15 protein-coding genes are annotated in these 20,956 nt (G+C 71.1%); 12 read left to right on the top strand and 3 right to left on the bottom strand.

Going from position 1 to position 20,956, the window contains the following annotated elements; genetic code table 11:
* The first annotated feature begins 139 nt into the window (after positions 1 to 139).
* The 6 genes from ABZT12_RS14000 to ABZT12_RS13975 all read left to right on the top strand — a co-directional run bounded on the left by ABZT12_RS14000 (position 140) and on the right by ABZT12_RS13975 (position 8,899).
* Positions 140 to 1,828 carry an extracellular solute-binding protein gene (locus ABZT12_RS14000; protein WP_356382485.1) on the top strand — a complete coding sequence of 563 codons (1,689 nt, stop codon included), beginning with the start codon at positions 140 to 142 and terminating at the stop codon, positions 1,826 to 1,828.
* Positions 1,829 to 1,855: 27 nt separating this feature from the next.
* Positions 1,856 to 2,890, top strand: a complete 1,035-nt coding sequence (locus tag ABZT12_RS13995; RefSeq protein ID WP_356382482.1) for an ABC transporter permease subunit — start codon at positions 1,856 to 1,858, stop codon at positions 2,888 to 2,890.
* Complete coding sequence (locus tag ABZT12_RS13990; RefSeq protein WP_356382479.1) at positions 2,887 to 3,831, top strand: carbohydrate ABC transporter permease; 945 nt, start codon at positions 2,887 to 2,889, stop codon at positions 3,829 to 3,831. Before ABZT12_RS13995 ends, ABZT12_RS13990 begins: the two co-directional genes overlap by 4 nt.
* Before the next feature lie 141 nt (positions 3,832 to 3,972).
* Complete coding sequence (locus ABZT12_RS13985; RefSeq protein WP_356382476.1) at positions 3,973 to 5,940, top strand: beta-galactosidase; 1,968 nt, start codon at positions 3,973 to 3,975, stop codon at positions 5,938 to 5,940.
* Positions 5,937 to 8,150, top strand: a complete 2,214-nt coding sequence (locus tag ABZT12_RS13980) for a glycoside hydrolase N-terminal domain-containing protein (protein WP_356382473.1) — start codon at positions 5,937 to 5,939, stop codon at positions 8,148 to 8,150. Before ABZT12_RS13985 ends, ABZT12_RS13980 begins: the two co-directional genes overlap by 4 nt.
* 35 nt (positions 8,151 to 8,185) lie before the next feature.
* Positions 8,186 to 8,899, top strand: a complete 714-nt coding sequence (locus tag ABZT12_RS13975) for a hypothetical protein (RefSeq protein WP_356382470.1) — start codon at positions 8,186 to 8,188, stop codon at positions 8,897 to 8,899.
* Between the two features lie 69 nt (positions 8,900 to 8,968).
* On the opposite strand, the gene ABZT12_RS13970 is transcribed toward ABZT12_RS13975, so the two are convergent.
* Together ABZT12_RS13970 and ABZT12_RS13965 are read right to left on the bottom strand one after the other, a co-directional pair.
* Positions 8,969 to 11,038 carry a TIM-barrel domain-containing protein gene (locus tag ABZT12_RS13970; protein WP_356382467.1) on the bottom strand — a complete coding sequence of 690 codons (2,070 nt, stop codon included), beginning with the start codon at positions 11,036 to 11,038 and terminating at the stop codon, positions 8,969 to 8,971.
* 81 nt (positions 11,039 to 11,119) lie between these two features.
* Positions 11,120 to 12,169 carry a LacI family DNA-binding transcriptional regulator gene (locus ABZT12_RS13965; protein WP_356382464.1) on the bottom strand — a complete coding sequence of 350 codons (1,050 nt, stop codon included), beginning with the start codon at positions 12,167 to 12,169 and terminating at the stop codon, positions 11,120 to 11,122.
* A 296-nt stretch (positions 12,170 to 12,465) separates the two neighbouring features.
* Here ABZT12_RS13965 and ABZT12_RS13960 point away from each other — a divergent pair, with 296 nt between their 5' ends.
* Entirely contained in the window at positions 12,466 to 14,406 is a 1,941-nt protein-coding gene (locus ABZT12_RS13960) for an acyl-CoA dehydrogenase family protein (RefSeq protein ID WP_356382461.1), read from the top strand.
* Positions 14,407 to 14,408: 2 nt separating this feature from the next.
* Here ABZT12_RS13960 and ABZT12_RS13955 read toward each other — a convergent pair whose 3' ends face one another.
* A complete protein-coding gene (locus ABZT12_RS13955) occupies positions 14,409 to 14,858 on the bottom strand; it encodes a lamin tail domain-containing protein (protein WP_356382458.1) in 450 nt (149 codons plus the stop codon).
* Between the two features lie 189 nt (positions 14,859 to 15,047).
* Here ABZT12_RS13955 and dxr point away from each other — a divergent pair, with 189 nt between their 5' ends.
* The 5 genes from dxr (at position 15,048) to ABZT12_RS13930 (ending at position 20,911) form a co-directional block, all read left to right on the top strand.
* A complete protein-coding gene (dxr, locus tag ABZT12_RS13950) occupies positions 15,048 to 16,328 on the top strand; it encodes a 1-deoxy-D-xylulose-5-phosphate reductoisomerase (protein WP_356382455.1) in 1,281 nt (426 codons plus the stop codon).
* 8 nt (positions 16,329 to 16,336) lie between these two features.
* Positions 16,337 to 17,629 carry a site-2 protease family protein gene (locus tag ABZT12_RS13945; protein WP_356382817.1) on the top strand — a complete coding sequence of 431 codons (1,293 nt, stop codon included), beginning with the start codon at positions 16,337 to 16,339 and terminating at the stop codon, positions 17,627 to 17,629.
* A 169-nt stretch (positions 17,630 to 17,798) separates the two neighbouring features.
* Entirely contained in the window at positions 17,799 to 18,956 is a 1,158-nt protein-coding gene (gene ispG / locus ABZT12_RS13940) for a flavodoxin-dependent (E)-4-hydroxy-3-methylbut-2-enyl-diphosphate synthase (RefSeq protein WP_356382452.1), read from the top strand.
* Between the two features lie 442 nt (positions 18,957 to 19,398).
* Entirely contained in the window at positions 19,399 to 20,247 is an 849-nt protein-coding gene (locus tag ABZT12_RS13935; RefSeq protein WP_356382449.1) for a GNAT family N-acetyltransferase, read from the top strand.
* Positions 20,248 to 20,344: 97 nt separating this feature from the next.
* Complete coding sequence (locus tag ABZT12_RS13930) at positions 20,345 to 20,911, top strand: GNAT family N-acetyltransferase (protein WP_356382446.1); 567 nt, start codon at positions 20,345 to 20,347, stop codon at positions 20,909 to 20,911.
* Positions 20,912 to 20,956 lie beyond the last annotated feature (45 nt).

Below are 20,956 nucleotides of genomic sequence, written 5' to 3'. Positions count from 1 at the left end.
CGCAGCAACATCGAAGCGCTTCGACTATGCGTTCCCTCCCCTGGTCGGGGCATCGCTTCGGCTCAGCCAGTTCCACCAGAGACACCGCAGCCGACGGGCTCCCCGCCGGTGTCCTGGTGCGCCACGAAGGGTTGACGCAATGACGCCGAACGCCTCCGCCTCCGCTCCCAGCCGGAGAAGCTTCCTCGCCTCCACGGCCGTCGCCGCCGCGGCGGTGGCGGGAGGGATGCCGCTGCTCGCCGCGTGCGGCGGTTCGGACAGCGGCTCGGGCGGCGCGTCCTCGGCCGGCAAGGGTGTGAAGAAGCTGCTGCCGGCCTACGTGGCGGGCAACGTGGTGACCCCCGACATCCCGGCGAAGAACGGCTCCGCCCTCGGCTTCACCGGCAAGCTGGATCTCGCCACGCTGAAGGAGTCGGTGCCGAAGAAGCTCGGCAAGGGCGGCAAGGTCGAGATCATGTCGCCGTTCTGGGGTTCTCCGCCCAAGAGCGACAACGCCTACTACAAGGCGATGAACAGCCTGATCGGCGTCGACGTGGCCTGGCAGAACCAGGACGGCAACACCTACGACCAGAAGCTCGGCGCGGTCCTGGCCTCCAGCTCCATCCCGGACGTGGTGGTCGTCCCCAGCTGGAACATGGGCGGCCGGATACCCAGCGCCATCATCAGCAAGTTCGCCGACCTCGGCCCGTACCTGGCCGGCGACGCGATCAAGGAGTACCCCAACCTCGCGGCGATCCCGACGGACGCCTGGCAGCGGTGCGTCTTCGGCGGCAGACTGCGCGGCCTGCCGCAGCCGTCGCCGTACGTCACCGGCATCGTGCCGCTGTACCGCAAGGACGTCTTCGACAAGGAGGGGTACCAAGTCCCCACCTCGGCCGACGAGTTCATGGCGCTGGCCAAGGAGATCACCAACGCGAAGGCGAAGCGGTGGGCCTGTCTGGACATGAAGTGGACCGCCTTCCAGGCCTTCGGTGTGCTCTCCGGCAGTGAGAAGCCGCTCGGCTGGAACCTCGTCGACGGCAAGCTGGTCAACCGCATCGAGACCCAGGAGTACCTCGAAGCGCTGGAGTGGACCCGCAAGCTCTTCGCCGCCGGATACGTCCACCCGGACGCCCTGCTGGGCAAGAGCGCGGCCACCGACCCGGGCCCCAAGTTCGCGGCGGGCGAGTTCCTCGTCTACGCGAACAACATCTCGCAGTGGTGGAGCCGGACCGCCGAACAGGCCACCCAGAACCCGCAGTACAAGATCTGGGGCATGGACATCTTCGGCCACGACGGCGGTCACCCGGCCCTCTGGGCCGAACAGCCGGCCGGCATCTTCGCCTTCGTCAGCAAGAAGGCGTCCGAGTCGGTGATCCGGGACGTGCTGGCCGTCGCCAACGTGACCGCGGCGCCGTACGGCACCAAGGAGTACATGCTGACCAACTACGGCGTCGAGGGCACCCACTACACCGTCAAGAACGGCGTGCCCACCAAGACCGACCAGGGCAACAACGAGGTCATCAACGCCTACGTCATGGTCGCCAGCCCCGCCGCCACCATCGCCCACCCCGACTTCCCCGCGGTGGCCAAGGCGCAGGTCGAGTGGCAGCAGCGGATGGGCGCCTTCACCAGGAAGTCCTCCTTCTACGGGCAGCAGATCACCGAGCCCAGCCGGTACACCAACCTCGGCAACGACTTCGAGCAGCTGGAGGACGACATCACCCGCGGCCGCAAGAAGATCAGCGACATGCAGCAGGCCGTCTCCGACTGGAAGGGCAAGGGCGGCGACAAGCTGCGCGACTGGTACCGGAAACTGCTCGACCAGGACGGCACGGCGACGAGCTGACCGGGCGCCGAGGCGAGGAGAACGACCGTGTCGCACAGCACGGTGCCCCGCAGCGGGGCCGAGACCGGCACGAGGGAGAGGACCCCGGTGGCGTCCGGCGGCGCCACCGGCTCCCGGCCGAAACGTCCCGCCGGGAAGGTGAGCCTGCGGCACCGGTTCCGGCGCGACCGCGTCCTGCTCCTGATGACGCTGCCGGCCCTCCTGCTGATCCTGCTCTTCAACTACCTGCCGATCCTCGGCAACATCGTCGCCTTCCAGGACTACGACCCCTACGTCAGCGACAACGGCATCGTCTCGATGCTGCACAGCGCCTGGGTGGGCGTCGAGAACTTCCAACAGGTCTTCGGGGACTCGGCGTTCTGGAGTGCCCTGCGGAACACCCTCGTGCTCTTCTTCCTCCAGCTGATCCTCTACTTCCCGATTCCGATCCTGCTCGCGCTGCTCATCAACAGCGTGGTCAGACCGCGGGTGCGGGCCTTCTCACAGGCGATCCTCTACCTGCCGCACTTCTTCTCCTGGGTCCTGGTCATCGCCGTCTTCCAGCAACTGTTCGGCGGCGCGGGACTCCTCTCCCAACTGCTGCGGCAACACGGCTACGACGGCCTCGACATCATGACCGACCCCAGCACGTTCAAGTTCCTGATCACCGCGGAGAGCGTGTGGAAGGACGCCGGCTGGGGGATCATCGTCTTCCTCGCCGCGCTCTCCTCCGTCAGCCCGGACCTCTACGAGGCCGCCGCGATGGACGGCGCGGACCGCTGGCGTCGCATGTGGCACGTCACGCTGCCCGCGCTGCGGCCGGTGATCGCCCTGCTGCTCGTCCTGCGGGTCGGCGACGCGCTGACCGTCGGCTTCGAGCAGATCCTGCTCCAGCGCGACGCCGTAGGCCCGGGAGCCGCCGAGGTGCTCGACACCTTCGTCTGGTGGAACGGCGTCCGCAACCAGGACTTCGGCTACGCGGCGGCGGCCGGACTGATCAAGGGCGTGGTCAGCCTCGGACTGGTCCTCGCCGCGAACAAGGTGGCCCATCTCATGGGCGAGCAGGGGGTGTACAAGAAGTGACCGCCGTCCTCGACGAAACCGTCGACTCCGCCCGCCGACGCGGCCGTTGGGCGTCGCCCCCTCGGCCGACCTGGGAGGAGGAGCCCGGCCCGGCCGGCCTCGCGGGCAAGGGCCTGGTCCTCTCCCTCGCCTGCCTCGCCATCCTCTTCCCGCTCTGGATCGTCCTCGTGACCAGCCTCTCCTCACGGAAGACCATCGACGAGGCCGGCGGCCTGGTGATGGTTCCCAAGGGCATCACCTTCGTCGCCTACCGCGAACTGCTCAGCGGCGGCCAGGTCACCCGTGCCTCGGTCGTCAGCATCCTGATCACCCTCGTCGGCACGGTGTTCTCGATGGCGGTCTCCGTCCTGTGCGCGTACGGCCTCTCCCGCATCGGCTCGGTCGGCCACCGCGCGATCCTGATGCTGCTGCTCGCCACCATGTTCTTCAGCGCCGGCCTCATCCCGACGTACCTGCTCGTGCAGTCGCTGGGCCTGACCGACAGCTACCTCGCGCTGATCCTGCCCAGCGCCATCAGCGTCTTCAACATCCTCGTGCTGCGCGGCTTCTTCATGGGCATCTCGCCGGAACTCACCGACAGCGCCCGGATCGACGGCGCCGGCGACTTCCGCATCCTGTGGCAGATCGTGATACCGCTCTCCCGCGCGGTCCTCGCCGTCATCACCCTGTTCTACGCCGTCGGGTACTGGAGCGCCTGGTTCAACGCCTCCCTCTACCTCAACGACCAGGACATGATGCCGTTGCAGAACGTCATGATCCAGCTCGTGCAGAAGCAGGAGGCCCCGGTCGGGCTCGGCCAGGCCATCAAGACCGGGGAACTCTCCGGGCTGGCCGTGCAGATGGCGGTCATGGTGATGGCCCTGCTGCCGGTCGCGGTCCTCTCGCCGTTCGTGCAACGGCATTTCAAGAAGGGCATGTTGACCGGCGCGGTGAAGGGCTGACCGCCCGCGCCCGCCGCGCGGGGGCTCCGCCCGCCCCTCCCACCAGGTGAGTCTCCCCCTCTCGAAGAGCGAGGTAAGTGCATGGACGCGTCCCGGCCCGCGCGAGGCGGTACCCGGAAGCCAGGACGGGGAGCGGCGCTGATGCCTCACCTCGGCGACGCCACCCGGGGCCGGCTGCTCTTCGGCGGCGACTACAACCCGGAACAGTGGCCGCGGGAGACCTGGCCCGAGGACGTCCGGCTGATGCGGGAGGCCGGCGTCAACTCCGTCACCCTCGGTGTCTTCTCCTGGGCGACCATCGAACCCGAGCCCGGGGCAAGGGAGTTCGGCTGGCTCGACCGGCTGATGGAGTTGCTGCACGAGGCCGGCATCGGAGTCGTCCTCGCCACACCTACCTCCTCGCCGCCACCCTGGCTCGGACGGCTCCACCCCGAGACGCTGCCCCGGGACGCGGACGGCCGGATCGAGTGGTGGGGCGGACGCCAGCACTTCTCGCACTCCAGCGCCGTCTACCGCCGCCACGCCGCCGCCATCACCGAGGACCTCGCCGCCCGCTACGCCGGCCACCCCGCCCTCACGATGTGGCACATCAACAACGAGTACTGCACCTTCGACTACGGCGACGAGGCCGCCGCCGCCTTCCGCCGCTGGCTGCGCACCCGGTACGGCACCCTCGACGCCCTCAACTCGGCCTGGGGCACGGCCTTCTGGAGCCAGGGCTACGACACCTGGGACGGCATCCTGCCACCCCGCCGCGCGCACTACCTGAACAACCCCACCCACGTGCTGGACTTCCGGCGTTTCACCTCCGACGCGCTCCTGGAGTGCTGCACGGCCGAACGGGACATCGTCCGCCGGTACTCCCCGCACACCCCTGTCACCAGCAACTTCATGCCGCTGTGGATCGGCCAGGACGGCTGGCGCTGGGCCGAGGAGGAGGACGTCGTCTCCGTCGACCTCTACCCCGACCCGCGCGATCCCCTCGGCGCCCAGAGCGGCGCGCTGGTGCAGGACCTGACGCGGTCCCAGGCGCGCGGTCCCTGGATGCTGATGGAGCAGGCGGCCGGCTCGGTCAACTGGCGGGGCGTCAACCACCCCAAGCCGCGCGGCCTCAACCGCCTCTGGTCGCTCCAGGCCGTCGCCCGGGGCGCGGACGCCGTCTGCTACTTCCAGTGGCGCCAGTCCCGGCAGGGCGCCGAGAAGTTCCACTCCGGGATGGTCGGCCACGCGGGGGAGCGGGGCCGCACCTTCCAGGAGGTCAGGCAGCTCGGCGCGGACCTCGCCCGGATCGGCGACGAGGTGGCGGGGAGCGAGGTCACCGCCGACATCGCGCTCCTGCACGACTGGCACTCCTGGTGGGCCGGCGCCCAGGACGGCCGCCTCTCCACCGAGGTCGACCACGCCGGGCTGCTGCACGCCTGGCACCGCGCCCTCTGGGAAGCCCACCTCACGACCGACTTCGCCCACCCCGAGCACGACCTGTCGGGGTACCGGCTCGTCGTCGTCCCGCAGCTCTACCTCCTCACCGACGCGGCGATCGACAACCTCCTCGCCTACGTGCGCGACGGCGGCACCCTCGTCTGCGGCTTCCTGACCGGCATCGCCGACGAGGACGACCGGGTGCGGTCCGGCGGCATGGACGCCCGGCTGCGCGACCTCTTCGGCATCCGCACCCTGCACGAGTGGTGGCCGCTGGACGCGGGGGAGAGCGTCGACTGCGCGGACTTCAGGGGCACCCTCTGGTCGGAGGAGATCGAGGCCGAGGAGACCGCCGACCAGCCCGTCCGCTACCGGGGCGGCGAACTCGACGGCCTCCCCGCCGTCCTGCGCAAAGGAGCGGCCTGGTACCTGTCGACCCTGCCGGAGCCCCGCGCCCTGCGGGAGATGCTCACCGGTATCGCCGCCGACGCGGGGGTCCGTCCCGTCCTGGCCGGGCTCCCCACCGGAGTGGAGGCGGTACGCCGCGGCGAGCTGCTCTTCCTCCTCAACCACGGCCGCGAGCCGGTCACCGTCCAAGTCCCCGGCAGCTCAAGGGACTTGCTGACGGGAGCGACCGTCGAGGGCGAGGTCTCCCTCGGCCGCTACGGCGTGGCGGTGCTGCGGCCATGACCGACGGTCCCGTGCACGGCACCTGGGAGCCCCGGCCGGCCGCCCGCTGGGAGGACGCGTTCCTCAGCGGCAACGGCCACCACGGCACCCTCACGTTCGGCGATCCGAACGACGACCGGGTCATCGTCACCCATCACACCCTGGTCCGCCCCAACGGCGGCGAACGCGGCCGCCCGCCCCGGCTCGCGGCCCGACTCCCGGCCCTTCAGGACCGGTTGCTCGCCGGCGACCGGCACGCCGCCGACACGTTCACGGACGGCCGCCCGCTCCAGTGGGTCCAGCCCTTCCACCCGGCCTTCCAGACCCGGCTGCGCGGACCGGCCGGTGCTCCCGCCGACGACGGCCCCGGCTACCGCCGCGCCCTCGACTTCACCACCGGCGAGGCCACCGCGGTCCGCGCGGACCGCCGCAGCCGCGTCTTCGTCTCCCGCGCCGACGACGTGATCGTCCAGCACGTCACAGCCCCCGCTCTCACCCTCGACCTCACACTGGACCACCGGCTCCCCAACGCCCCGGCCGGACTGGGCGTCGGCCACGGCACGCTCCTCACCCCCGAGGGCGCCCTGCTCACCCTCCGCGCCCGTTACCCCGACAGCGACCGCGCGTACACCGGCGTCACCCTCGTCGCGGTCACCGGCGGCACAACGACGCTGTCCGCACCGGGAGTTCACGTCGACGGGGCCACCGAGGTGCTGCTGCTCACCCGCGTCCGGCGGCACACCGGCGACCTGGACGCGGTGGCGGAGGCGCGCGCCCTGCGCGAGCTGATCGAGACGCGGCAGCCCTACGACGCCCTCCTCGGCCGCCACCTCGCCCTCCACCGCACCGCCTACCGACGTGTCGCCCTCGACCTGGCCGCCGACGCCGGTGAACGCGGCCTGTCCGGCTCCGAGTTGCTCAAGCGGCCCCAGAGCGCGGCCCTGCTGGAGCGGCTCTTCGCCGCCGGCCGCTACCACCTCCTCTCCGCCAGCGGCCTCTGCCCGCCCCGGCTCACCGGTCTGTGGACCGGTGACTGGGACACCGCGTGGTCCGGCGCGTTCACCACCAACGCCAACCTCAACCTCCAGACCGCCTCGGCCGCCGCCGCGGCCCTCCCGGAGGTCACCGCCGCCCAAGCCGGGCTGATCGAGCGCCAGTTGGCGGACTGGCGGGAGAACGCCCGCGCCGTCTTCGGCGCCCGGGGCGTCGTCGCGCCCACCCACACCGACGGCGAGTCCGGGTACTCGTACCACTTCGCCCGCGAATACCCCCACCAGCTGTGGACGGCCGGCGCCGACTGGCTGCTCAAGCCGCTCGTCGACCACGACGAGACGCGCGGTGCCCGCTCCCCGCGCACCGCCGCCGCCCTCGCCGAAGTCGCCCTGTTCTACGAGGACTTCCTCACCCGCACCGGCCCGGACGGCCACCTGGTCGTCGTCCCCTCCTACTCGCCGGAGAACCGTCCCGCCAACGCCGGCTGGGGCGCGGTCAACGCGGCCATGGACCTCTCCGCCGCCCGCCACGCCCTGCGCACGGCCGCCGGCCACCACCCGGGCACCCCCGACGCCGACCGCTGGCGCGCCCTCGCCGACCGCCTCCCGCCGCACCGCGTCAACGCCGACGGCGCCCTCGCCGAGTGGGCGTGGCCGGGCCTGGAGGACACCTACGACCACCGCCACCTCAGCCACCTCTACGGCGTCTGGCCGCTCGACGAGATCAACCCCTACGACACCCCGGAGCTGGCGCAGGCCGCGCACCGAGCGCTGCGCCTGCGGGGCGCCGAGAACTACTCCGCGCACGGCCACCTCCACCACGCCCTCGTCGCCGCCCGGCTGCGCGACGGCGGACGGGTCGCGCACGCCCTCGGCCAGGTGCTGGACGGCGACTTCTTCCACGCCTCGCTGATGAGCGCGCACTACCCCGGCCGGGACGTCTACAACGCGGACGCCGCGCACGCCCTGCCCGCCGTACTCGTCGAGGCGCTCGTCCAGTCGACCCCGCACCGCCTGGTCCTGCTGCCCGCCCTCCCGACGGCCTGTCCCCGGGGCCGGCTCAGCGGCATCCGGACGAGGTTCGGTGCCGAGATCGACCTGCGGTGGACGCCGGACTCCGTCACCGCGCTCCTCAGCCCCTCCCGTACCCAGCGCGTCGAACTCCGGACCTCCGCCGGCGCGGAGCCGCTCGACCTCGTCGCCGGCGAGGACCGCCTCCTCACCCTGGGGAGGCGGTAGCACCCCCACATCCCCCCACCCATGGAAGGGACACCATGGCACCACGCACTCTCGGCAGGCTCAGCACCGTCCTGCTGGCACCCGCCCTCGCGCTCGGCGCGACCGTCGGCCTCGCCTCGGCCCCCGCCTCCGCCGCCGTCTGGAGCTCCTGCGACCAGTGGGGCAGCACGACCCTGAACGGCTACACGCTCTACAACGACATCTGGGGCTCCGGCGCCGGCAGCCAGTGCATCTGGGCCGACTCCGGCACCCACTGGGGCGTCACCGCCAACCACCCCAACACCGGCGGCATCAAGGCGTACCCCAACGCCAAGAAGGTCATCAACAAGTCGATCACCTCGCTGGCCTCGCTCAAGAGCAGCTACAACGTCACGGTCCCGTCGTCCGGCGCGTACAACACCTCGTACGACATCTGGGACACCGACTACAAGTACGAGATCATGCTCTGGGTCAACAAGACCGGGGCGGTCGGCGCGCTCGGCACTTCGCAGGGCACCCTGACGCTGGGCGGCTCCACCTGGACCGTCTACAAGGGCAACAACGGCGCCAACGACGTCTTCTCGTTCCTGCGCACCTCGAACTCGACGTCCGGGACGGTCGACATCCTGCCGATCCTCAAGTGGATCAAGGACACCAAGGGCTGGTTCGGCAACGTGACCATCGGCGACCTCCAGTTCGGTTTCGAGATCACGTCGTCGTCCGGCGGTCTGAACTTCACCACCAACAGCGAGACCGTCACCAGTAGTTGACGGTCCCGCCGAGCGGCCCGGCACCCGCACCGCGCGGGGGCCGGGCCGCACCCGCGCACCGTCCGACGGTCACTCCTCGGCCACCGGCAGCCGCGTCCCGTCCCGCAGGAAGAGCGGGATACGGTCCAGCGGCGCGTCCACCGTCACGGCCGTACCGCCCTCGTACGTCTGCCCCGTCCACGCGTCCGTCCACCGCGCGCCGGCCGGCAGATACACGGTCCGCGCGGTGGCGCCCGCCGTCAGCACCGGCGCGACCAGCAGATCCGGGCCGAACAGATACGCGTCGTCGACCGACCACGACGCCTGGTCGGCGGGGAACTCCAGGAAGAGCGGCCGCATCACCGGCAGCCCCTCCTCGTGCGCCACGCGCATCACGTGGAGGACATAAGGCCGCAGCCGCTCCCGCAGCCGCAGGTACTTCTCCAGGATCGGGGCCGCCCGGTCGCCGTAGGACCAGACCTCGTTGGGGCCGCCCGTCATCCCCGGCCCGAGCGGCATGCCCGGATCGCGGAAGCCGTGCAGGCGCATCAGCGGCGAGAGCGCGCCGAACTGGAACCAGCGGACCATGACCTCCTGGTACGCCGGGTCGTCCGGGTCACCGCCGTGGAAGCCGCCGATGTCGGTGTTCCACCAGGGGATGCCCGACAGCGCGGTGTTGAGGCCGGCCGCGAGCTGGCGGCGCAGCGTCGCGAAGTCGGTGCCGATGTCGCCCGACCACAGGGCGGCGCCGTAGCGCTGACTGCCCGCCCACGCCGAGCGGTTGAGGGTGATGATCTCGTCGTCCCCCGCGCCGGACGCGCGCAGCCCCTCGTGGAAGGTGCGGGAGTTCTCGGCCGGGTAGAGGTTGCCCACCTCAAGGCCCGGACCCGCCCAGTAGCGCAGGTTCTCCTGGAAGCCCGGCTTCAGCTCCGGCTCGCAGGCGTCCAGCCAGAAGGCGGTGATGCCGTACGGGGCAAGGTAGTTGTCGCGGATCCTGGACCACACGAACGCGCGGGCCTCGGGGTTGGTGGCGTCGTAGAAGGCCACCTGAACCGTCGACGCGACCCCCTTGTCGGGCCAGTCGGCGTGCGCGGTCGGGCCGTACTGCGTGCCGATGAAGTAGCCGCGCTGCTCCATCACCGGGTGGTTCTCGCTGAGCGGGGAGACCGACGGCCAGACGCTGACGACCAACTTCACGCCCAGCTCGGTGAGTTCGCGGACCATGGCGGCCGGGTCGGGCCACTCGGCCGGGTCGAACCGCCACTCGCCCAGGTGCGTCCAGTGGAAGAAGTCGCAGACGATCGCCGACAGGGGCAGCCCCCGGCGCCGGTACTCCCGTGCCACGGCGAGGAGTTCGTCCTGGGTGCGGTAGCGCAGCTTGCACTGCCAGAAGCCGGCCGCCCACTCCGGCAGCATCGGCGTACGGCCGGTCACCGCGCTGTAGCGGCGCTGGCCGTCGGCCGGCTCGCCCGCCGTGATCCAGTAGTCGATCTGCCGGGCCGCGTCGGCCACCCAGCGCGTGCCGTTGGCCGCCAGCTCGACCCGGCCGATCGCCGGGTTGTTCCACAGCAGGGTGTAGCCGCGGCTGGAGGTGAGCACCGGGATGCTCACCTCGGCGTTGCGCTGCACCAGATCGAGGACCAGGCCCTTCTGGTCCAGCCGCCCGTGCTGGTGCTGGCCGAGGCCGTACAGTTTCTCGCCCTCGTAGGCGGCGAAGCGCTGTTCCAGGCGGTGGTGGCCGCCGCCGACGGCGGTGTAGAGGCGCGGGCCCGGCCACCAGAAGTGGGCCCGCTCCTCGGCGAGCAGTTCGGCCGAGTCGGCGGTGCGCAGAAAGCGGACCAGGCCCTCGGCGTCGACCTCGGCGGTCAGCGCGCCGACGGTGAGCCGCGCCCGCCCGTCCCCGATCTCGACGGCGGCGTCCGCGGCGGGCGGCTGATCGAGGAGCGCGCCCGGCAGCCCTTCGAGGACCGGCCCGCCGAGCCGGGCCCTGACCCGTACCGCGTCCGGCCCCCACGGCTCGATCCGCAGCGTCTCCTGGCGGCCGCTCCACTCCAGCGCGCCGTCCCGCTCGCGGAAGGTGCCGACGGTGGGGGAGGACTGCGCGAGACTCACCGTGCCCCGGACGCCCTGGATCAACTGGTGTTCGGCAGGCTGATTCACGAGAGGTGCTCCTGGGAGGAGTGCGGACAAGGGGGTGCCCCGGCCGGCACACAGGGGCGGTTGCGAGCGGACCGGCGGGCCCTACGAGGGGCCCGGCGCCGGGCCCGTGCTCGCCCGTACCGTCAACTCGGGCGCGATCAGCACCACTTCGTCCCTGCCGCGGCCGTCGAGCTTGGCCACCAGCTGCTCCACGGCGCGGCGGCCCATCTCCTGGGCGGGAATGGCGACCGACGTCAGCCGCACCGAGGCCTGGGTCGCCACCTGGTCGGGGCAGACGGCGACCACCGACACGTCCTCCGGCACCGCGCGGCCCTGCTGGCGCAGCAGGGCGAGGAGCGGCTCCACCGCCGACTCGTTCTGCACGACGAACCCGGTGACGCTGGCCCGCTCCTCGAAGATCCGGGCCAGGGTCACCGCCATCGCGTCGTACCCGCCCTCGCACGGGCGGTGCAGCACCCGCAGGCCCAACTCCCTTGCCCGGGAGCGGAGTCCGTCGAGCGTGCGCTCGGCGAAACCGGTGTGCCGTTCGTAGACCGCGGGCGCCTCGCCGATGACGGCGATGTCGCGGTGGCCGAGCTTGGCGAGATGTTCGGCGCAGAGCGCGCCCGTCGCCCCGAAGTCGAGGTCGACACAGGTCAGTCCGGTGGTGTCGGCGGGCAGCCCGATGAGCACCGAGGGCTGGTCGTCCCCCGCCCTCGGCCGCGCGCTGTCGCGGGCGCTCGCGCCGCGCAGCAACGGCAGCCGCTCGTCGGCGAGTTCGACGTCCATCAGGATCATCGCGTCGGCGAGCCCGCTGCCGGTCACCCGGCGCACCGCGTCGGCACCCTCCTCACCGGTGAGCAGCAGCACGTCGTACCCGTGCAGCCGCGCGGTGGTGGCGACGGCGATGGCGATCTCCATCATCACCGGTACGTACATGTCGGTACGGAGTGGGACCATCAGCGCGATGATGTTCGACTTGCTGCTGGCCAGGGCGCGGGCGCCGGCGTTCGGGTGGTAGCCCAGCTCGCGGATGCTCTCCTCGACCCGCAGCCGGGTGGCTCCGGAGATGGACCGCTTGCCGCTGAGGACATAGCTCACCGTGCTCGCCGAGACTCCGGCGTGCTGGGCGACCTCGGCGAGGGTGACCATCCAGCTCTCCAAGCTCTGTGAAGCGCTTCGACAGTGCGCAGGGTTGACAAGAGGGAGTGAGGGTGGTTCGACCCTAGCTCCAGCACGGGTGGGTGTCCATAGTCCGTCGAAGCGCTTCGACAGCGTCTGTCCCGGTACCGGCCCGGCGAGAGCCCGCCGGACCGTACGCCCCGCCCATCGGCCGAACGGCCGCGCCAAGGGTGGTGGCCTCGCACCGGAGCCGGTAGATACGAAGGGGTAACCCCCGTCGGCAGCCAGCATGGACCGAGAACCCGATTCGCGGCGAGGTGAGCCTCATGTCCGCTCCACCCACCAGACCCACCCAACCCACCGTCACCGAACGCGAGGCCCGTCAGGTCGCGGAGGCCGCCCGGGAACAGGACTGGCGCAAGCCCAGTTTCGCCAAGGAACTGTTCCTCGGCCGCTTCCGGCTCGACCTCATCCACCCCCACCCCCTGCCCGCCGACGAGGACGTCCGGCGCGGCGAGCAGTTCCTCACGAGGCTGCGTGCCTTCTGCGAGAGCGAGATCGACGCGGCGCGCATCGAACGCGAGGCGCGGATCCCCGACGAGGTCGTGACCGGTCTCAAGGAGATCGGCGCCCTCGGCATGAAGATCGACACCAAGTACGGCGGCCTCGGCCTCACCCAGGTCTACTACAACAAGGCCCTCGCGCTGGTCGGTTCGGCCTCCCCGGCGGTCGGGGTGCTGCTCTCGGCACACCAGTCGATCGGCGCGCCACAGCCGCTGAAGCTCTTCGGCACGGCCGCGCAGAAGGAGGAGTTCCTGCCCCGGTGCGCGCGCACCGACATCAGCGCCTTCCTGCTCACCGAGCCGGACGTGGGCTCGGACCCGGCCCGCCTGGCCACCTCCGCGGTGCCCGACGGGGACGAGTACGTCCTCGACGGGGTGAAACTGTGGACCACCAACGGCGTGATCGCCGACCTGCTGGTCGTGATGGCGCGGGTGCCGAGGAGCGAGGGCCACCAGGGCGGCATCACGGCCTTCCTGGTGGAGAGCGGCTCGCCCGGCATCACCGTGGAGCACCGCAACGCCTTCATGGGCCTGCGCGGTATCGAGAACGGCGTCACCCGCCTGCACCGCGTCCGGGTCCCCGCCGCCCACCGCATCGGACCCGAGGGCGCCGGCCTGAAGATCGCCCTCACCACGCTCAACACCGGCCGGCTGTCGCTGCCCGCCTCCTGTGTCGCCGCCGGCAAGTGGTGTCTGAAGATCGCCCGCGAGTGGTCGGCCGCCCGCGAGCAGTGGGGCAGGCCGATCGCCGAGCACGAGGCGGTCGGCGCGAAGATCTCCTTCATCGCGGCGACCACCTTCGCCCTGGAGGCCGTCCTCGACCTCTCCAGCCAGATGGCCGACGAGGACCGCAACGACATCCGTATCGAGGGCGCGCTCGCCAAGCTCTTCGCCTCCGAGATGGGCTGGCGGATGGCCGACGAACTCGTCCAGATCCGCGGTGGCCGGGGCTTCGAGACGGCCGAGTCCCTCCGGGCCCGCGGCGAACGGGCGGTCCCGGCCGAACAGGTCCTGCGCGACCTGCGCATCAACCGCATCTTCGAGGGCTCCACCGAGATCATGCACCTGCTGATCGCGCGAGAGGCAGTCGACGCCCACCTCTCCGTGGCCGGCGACCTCATCGACCGGGACAAGTCCCTCTCGGACAAGGCGAAGGCCGGCGCGAACGCCGGGGTCTTCTACGCGAAGTGGCTGCCCAAACTGGTCGCCGGCACCGGCCAACTCCCGGGCAGCTACGGCGAGTTCCGGCACGGCGTGGACCTCTCCCGGCACCTTCGCTACGTCGAGCGGGCCGCCCGCAGGCTCGCCCGCTCCACCTTCTATGGCATGTCCCGCTGGCAGGGCCGGATGGAGACCAAGCAGGGCTTCCTGGGCCGGATCGTCGACATCGGCGCGGAACTCTTCGCGATGAGCGCGGCCTGCGTACGGGCCGAACTCCTGCGCGGCCGGGGCGAACACGGCCGCGAGGCCTACCAACTGGCCGACGCCTTCTGCCGGCAGTCCCGGATCCGCGTCGAGGAACTCTTCGGCCGCCTGTGGACCAACACCGACGACCTCGACCGCAAGGTGGTCAAGGGGGTGCTCGGCGGCGCCTACACCTGGCTGGAGCAGGGGGTCGTCGACCCGTCGGGCGACGGAGTGTGGATCGCCGACACGACCCCCGGCCCCGCCACGGCGGAGAACGTCCACCGCACGGTGAGGTGAGGTCAGCAGTACTTGTCGCTCGGATCCCGCGTCGTCCAGGAGCAGGTGTCGACCTTGCTGCCGCTCGCCCGGGTCAGGGTCGCCGTGTCACTGGTGTTGTTCCAGACGTAGGCGGCCCGGCCCTGGTAGGTGTTCGAGGCGGTGTCCGAGCCCTTGCCCGTGTGCACCTTGAGGTACTTGCCCGCGCCGATCCGGATGTCCTTGAAGACGTACCGGTGGTTGGAGACGTCCTTCAGGACCCACCCCTTGAGCGAGACCGACGACCCGCCGGTGTTCTTGATCTGCACCCACTCGCCGTTGAGGCTCGTGTTGGAGCGGGTGTCGGAGCCGGGGCTGTCGAACCAGACGTGGTGGATCACGACTCCGCCGGCCGCCTCGGCCGGAGTGCTGAGAAAGGTGCCGGTGAGTGCCACGGCTCCCGCGAGCGCGGGCAGGGCAGCGCGTATCCGCATGGTGAGGTCCCCCCAAGGACGTCGTCCACTGGTCGGTCGTCCGACGACCAGAAGTGAAGTGTTATCACATGATCTTCACTCTGTATTCACAAAGGGGGATTTCGCTTCATTCAGCGACGAGACCTGATAAGACACCCTCCCGAGGGAACCGCTGTCCATCAGGCCACCCCTTGCGGCAACAATGGGGGGATGAGCGACAGCCCAGCCCCCCTCGCCGACCCCCACCTCCTCCACGATCCGGTCGGTGGCCTGGGTGCCGATGGTCCCAGGGCCCTGGTGATCCTCGGCTCCACCGGGTCCATCGGCACCCAGGCCATCGACCTCGTGCTGCGCAACCCCGACCGCTTCCGGGTCACCGCGCTCTCCGCCAACGGCGGCCGGGTCGACCTCCTCGCCGAGCAGGCCCACCGGCTCGGCGTACGGACCGTGGGAGTCGCCCGTGAGGACGCCGTACCCGCGCTGCGCGAGGCCCTCGCCGCGCGGTACGGCCCGGGGAGGCCGCTCCCCGAGATACTCGCCGGACCGGACGCGGCGACCCTACTGGCGGGTTCGCCGGACTGCCACACCGTCCTCAACGGCATCACCGGCTCCATCGGACTCGCGCCCACCCTCGCCGCCCTGGAGGCGGGCCGCGTCCTCGCGCTCGCCAACAAGGAGTCGCTCATCGTCGGCGGACCGCTGGTCAAGGCGCTCGCCAAGCCCGGACAGATCATCCCGGTCGACTCCGAACACGCGGCACTCTTCCAGGCGCTCGCGGCCGGCACCCGCGCCGAGGTGCGCAAGCTCGTCGTCACCGCGTCCGGCGGCCCCTTCCGCGGCCGGACCAGGGCGGACCTGGCGAAGGTCACCGTGGAGGAGGCCCTCGCCCACCCCACCTGGGCCATGGGGCCGGTGATCACGATCAACTCCGCGACCCTGGTCAACAAGGGGCTCGAAGTGATCGAGGCGCACCTGCTGTACGACATTCCCTTCGATCGCATTGAGGTGGTCGTGCACCCGCAGTCGTATGTCCACTCGATGGTGGAATTCACGGACGGTTCGACACTCGCCCAGGCGACGCCCCCCGACATGCGCGGGCCGATCGCCATCGGTCTCGGCTGGCCCGAGCGGGTCCCCGACGCGGCGCCCGCGTTCGACTGGAGCAAGGCGTCCACGTGGGAGTTCTTCCCGCTCGACGAGGAGGCGTTCCCCGCGGTCGGTCTGGCCCGCCGGGTGGGACGGCTCGCGGGCACGGCTCCGGCGGTGTTCAATGCGGCCAACGAGGAGTGCGTGGAGGCGTTCCGCGCGGGGGCGCTGCCGTTCAACGGGATCATGGAGACGGTGACACGGGTGGTCGAGGAACACGGGACACCGGCCACGGGAACTTCGCTCACCGTGCCGGACGTCCTTGAAGCGGAGACCTGGGCGCGCGCCCGGGCCCGCGAACTGACAGTGCAGACGACCACGGTGAACGCGGAGGCGCGTGCATGACAGCCCTGATGATGATCCTCGGCATAGTCGTCTTCGCGGTCGGCCTGCTGGTCTCGATCGCCTGGCACGAGCTGGGCCACCTGTCCACGGCGAAACTCTTCGGCATCCGGGTGCCGCAGTACATGGTCGGCTTCGGCCCGACCATCTGGTCCCGCAAGAAGGGCGACACCGAGTACGGGTTCAAGGCCATCCCGTTCGGCGGCTACATCCGCATGATCGGCATGTTCCCGCCCGGCCCCGACGGCAAGATCGAGGCGCGTTCCACCTCGCCCTGGCGCGGCATGATCGAGGACGCCCGCTCGGCGGCCTTCGAGGAGCTCCAGCCGGGCGACGAGTCCCGCCTCTTCTACACGCGCAAGCCCTGGAAACGGGTGATCGTGATGTTCGCGGGCCCGTTCATGAACCTTGTCCTGGCGGTGGCGCTCTTCCTCACCGTCCTGATGGGCTTCGGCATCTCGCAGCAGACCACCACGGTGAGTTCGGTCTCCCAGTGCGTCATCGCCCAGAGCCAGAACCGCGACAGCTGCAAGTCCACCGACCCGGCCTCCCCGGCCGCCGCCGCGGGCCTCAAGGCGGGCGACAAGATCGTCAGCTTCGACGGCGTGCGCACGACCGACTGGAACAAGCTCTCCGACCTGATCCGCGCCACCCCGGACAAGACGGTCGCGGTCGTCGTCGACCGCAAGGGCCAGGACGTCACCCTGCACGCGAAGATCGCCAGCAACCAGGTCGCCAAGAAGGACTCCAGCGGCCAGATCGTCCAGGGCCAGTACGTCACCGCCGGCTTCCTCGGCTTCAGCGCGGCCACCGGTGTCGTCCGCCAGGACTTCGGCTCCTCGGTCACCTGGATGGGAGACCGCCTCGGCGAGGCCGTCGACTCCATCGCGGCCCTGCCCGGCAAGATCCCGGCCCTGTGGAACGCGGCCTTCGACGGCGCCCCCCGCCAGCAGGACTCCCCGATGGGCGTGGTCGGCGCGGCCCGCGTCGGCGGCGAGATCTTCACCCTCGACATCCCGCCCACCCAGCAGCTGGCCATGGCCCTGATGCTGGTCGCGGGCTTCAACCTCTCCCTGTTCCTCTTCAACATGCTCCCGCTGCTCCCGCTCGACGGCGGCCATGTCGCGGGGGCGCTGTGGGAGTCGCTGCGGCGGAACCTGGCGAAGCTGCTCAAGCGCCCCGACCCCGGCCCGTTCGACGTGGCGAAGCTGATGCCGGTCGCCTATGTGGTGGCGGGAGTGTTCGTCTGCTTCACGATCCTCGTCCTCATCGCGGACGTCGTTAACCCGGTGAAGATCTCCTAGCCACCCCTGGTTCGCGGCGGCCCCGCACCATCCCGGTGCGGGGCCGCCCTCCATCGGGTGGCTTTACCGGCGGGATGTGCCCGGGCCCGCACCGGTGCCGTAATCTCGAACTTCGGAGCCCGCTCTTCCGGCACCGGACCTTGATTCACGACTTGGGGTTGCACAGCAGATGACTGCTATTTCGCTCGGCATGCCGTCCGTTCCGACCAGGCTCGCGGAGCGCCGCAAGAGCCGGCAGATCCAGGTCGGCTCCGTGGCGGTCGGCGGTGACGCGCCGGTCTCCGTGCAGTCGATGACGACCACCCGTACGTCGGACATCGGGGCGACCCTCCAGCAGATCGCCGAGCTGACCGCCTCCGGCTGCCAGATCGTCCGCGTCGCCTGCCCCACCCAGGACGACGCCGACGCCCTCGCCACGATCGCCTCCAAGTCGCAGATCCCCGTCATCGCGGACATCCATTTCCAGCCGAAGTACGTCTTCGCGGCGATCGAGGCCGGCTGCGCCGCGGTCCGGGTGAACCCGGGCAACATCAAGCAGTTCGACGACAAGGTGAAGGAGATCGCGCGGGCCGCGAAGGACCACGGCACCCCGATCCGCATCGGCGTCAACGCGGGTTCGCTGGACCGCCGTCTCCTCCAGAAGTACGGCAAGGCGACCCCCGAGGCGCTCGCCGAGTCCGCGCTGTGGGAGGCGTCGCTCTTCGAGGAGCACGACTTCCGGGACATCAAGATCTCGGTCAAGCACAACGACCCGGTCGTCATGGTCGAGGCGTACCGCCAGCTCGCCGCCCAGTGCGACTACCCGCTGCACCTGGGCGTCACCGAGGCCGGTCCCGCCTTCCAGGGCACGATCAAGTCGGCCGTCGCCTTCGGCGCGCTGCTCTCGCAGGGCATCGGCGACACCATCCGCGTCTCGCTCTCCGCGCCCCCGGTGGAGGAGGTCAAGGTCGGCAACCAGATCCTGGAGTCGCTCAACCTCAAGCCCCGCCGCCTGGAGATCGTCTCCTGCCCGTCCTGCGGACGCGCCCAGGTCGACGTCTACAAGCTGGCCGAGGAGGTCACCGCCGGGCTGGAGGGCATGGAGGTCCCCCTGCGCGTCGCGGTCATGGGCTGTGTCGTCAACGGACCCGGCGAGGCCCGCGAGGCCGACCTCGGTGTCGCCTCCGGCAACGGGAAGGGCCAGATCTTCGTCAAGGGCGAGGTCATCAAGACCGTTCCCGAGTCGAAGATCGTGGAGACCCTCATCGAGGAGGCGATGAAGATCGCCGAGCAGATGGAGGCGGACGGCGTCGCCTCCGGCGAGCCGTCGGTGGCCATCGCCGGCTGAGCCGGACCCGCACCCGAACCCGCTTTCCCACGCCCCGTCGCTGCTCCAGCGACGGGGCGCGGCACTGCGCGAGCCGGACCGGACACCGCCCCGACGGCGGCGACGGCACGACGTCACGACGTGAGGCGGGTGCGTGGCTCAAGGCGACTTCGAGGCGAGTGCAGGGCGAGTTCACGGCGTAAGACGTCAACGGCCATGCCCCGCGCGGGAGTTGACCTCGACCTGCGGCAGGTCCGCGCAGCCGCCCCGTCCGTGACCACCCTGCCGGGCCCGCCGACGGCCGCCACCGGCTGCCGGGATGCGACGAGTCCCGGGTCCGCCGCGCCACCCCACACGCCCCGGCCGGAGCCGCCGTCCCGGCCCGCCGCACCATCGGGCGGCACGGCACAACCCCGCCGGGTACAGTGCGGAGATCAGCAGATCTTAGGGTGAGGCCCCGTACGTGTTGACCCAGACCACCTCTCGGGTGCTCGAACCGAGCGACCTGGACGCCGCGCTCGCCGTACTCGACCGCGAGCCGGTCACGAACGCCTTCGTGGCCTCCCGGGTGCAGGTCGCCGGCCTCGACCCGTGGCGGCTCGGCGGCGAGATGTGGGGCTGGTACGAGGACGGCATGCTGATGTCCCTCTGCTACGCGGGCGCCAACCTGGTCCCCATCTGCGCCACCCCCAGAGCCGTCCGCGCCTTCGCCGACCGGGCCCGCCGCGCGGGCCGCCGCTGCTCCTCCATCGTCGGCCCCGCCGAGGCCACCACCCAGCTGTGGCGCCTCCTCGAACCGAGCTGGGGACCGGCCCGCGAGGTCCGCGCCCACCAGCCCCTCATGGTCACCGACCGGATGCCCGCCGCCGTCGCCCCCGATCCCCGCGTCCGCCGCATCCGCAAGGACGAGATGGAGACGATCATGCCGGCCTGCGTGGCGATGTTCACCGAGGAGGTCGGCGTCTCCCCGCTCGCGGGCGACGGCGGTCTCCTCTACCAGGCCCGCGTGGCCGAACTCGTGGGCGCGGGGCGGTCGTTCGCCCGTCTCGACGAGCGCGGCAAGGTCGTCTTCAAGGCCGAGATCGGCGCCGCGACCCCCCGGGCCTGCCAGATCCAGGGCGTCTGGGTGGCCCCGGAGTACCGGGGGAGGGGCGTCGCGGCACCGGCGATGGCGGCGGTCCTGCGCTACGCGCTGGCGGACGTGGCCCCCGTCGCCAGCCTCTACGTCAACGACTTCAACACCCCGGCTAGAAGGGCGTACCTGAAGGTGGGCTTCCGCGAGGCCGGCGCCTTCACCAGCGTCCTCTTCTGAACCCGCCCCGGCCGGCCGTCCGTGCCACCGCGCGGAGGCGACCGGCCACCCTCCACCGGCCCCGACGGCAGCCGCCCCACCCCTGTACTCTCCCCCCATGCGCCTTCCCGGTCACGGCCACCGCCGCTCCCCAGACGACGCCGTGATCGGCCCCCTGGACCTCTCCGCGCGCGTCGATGAGGCGCTCGCCGTGCAGGCCCTGGCGTTCGGCCTGGGCGACGACGAAGTGGCCGTGCGCAGGCAGATCGTGCTGCGCCACATGACGTACCCCGGGGCCAGAGCCCTCGGCGCCACCGTCGAGGGCCGGCTCGTCGGGTTCGTCTACGGCATGCCCAACGACCGCGCCCACTGGTGGTCCACGGTCGTCGAGCCCTACCTGCGCACCGCGGGCCGCGACGACTGGCTCGACGGCTCCTTCGTCATCACCGAACTCCACGTCCACCCGCGCCACCAGAACCGCGGTCTGGGCCGCTCCCTGATCACCACGATCACCGACACGGCGAGCGAACCCCGCTCGATCCTCTCCGCGATCGACACCGACAGCCCCGCACGCGGCCTCTACCACTCCCTCGGCTACGAGGACCTGGCCCGCCGCGTCCTCTTCCCCAGCGCCCCGAGGCCGTACGCCGTGATGGGCGCCCCCCTCCCGCTCCGGCGCCCCTGACCGATTTCCACCGCCGCGCACGGCCCGGTTAACCTCCTGGCATCA

It is taken from the genome of Streptomyces sp. NPDC005423, assembly GCF_040606415.1.
GTDB lineage: Bacteria > Actinomycetota > Actinomycetes > Streptomycetales > Streptomycetaceae > Streptomyces.
This window is presented reverse-complemented; position numbering and strand designations above follow the sequence as displayed.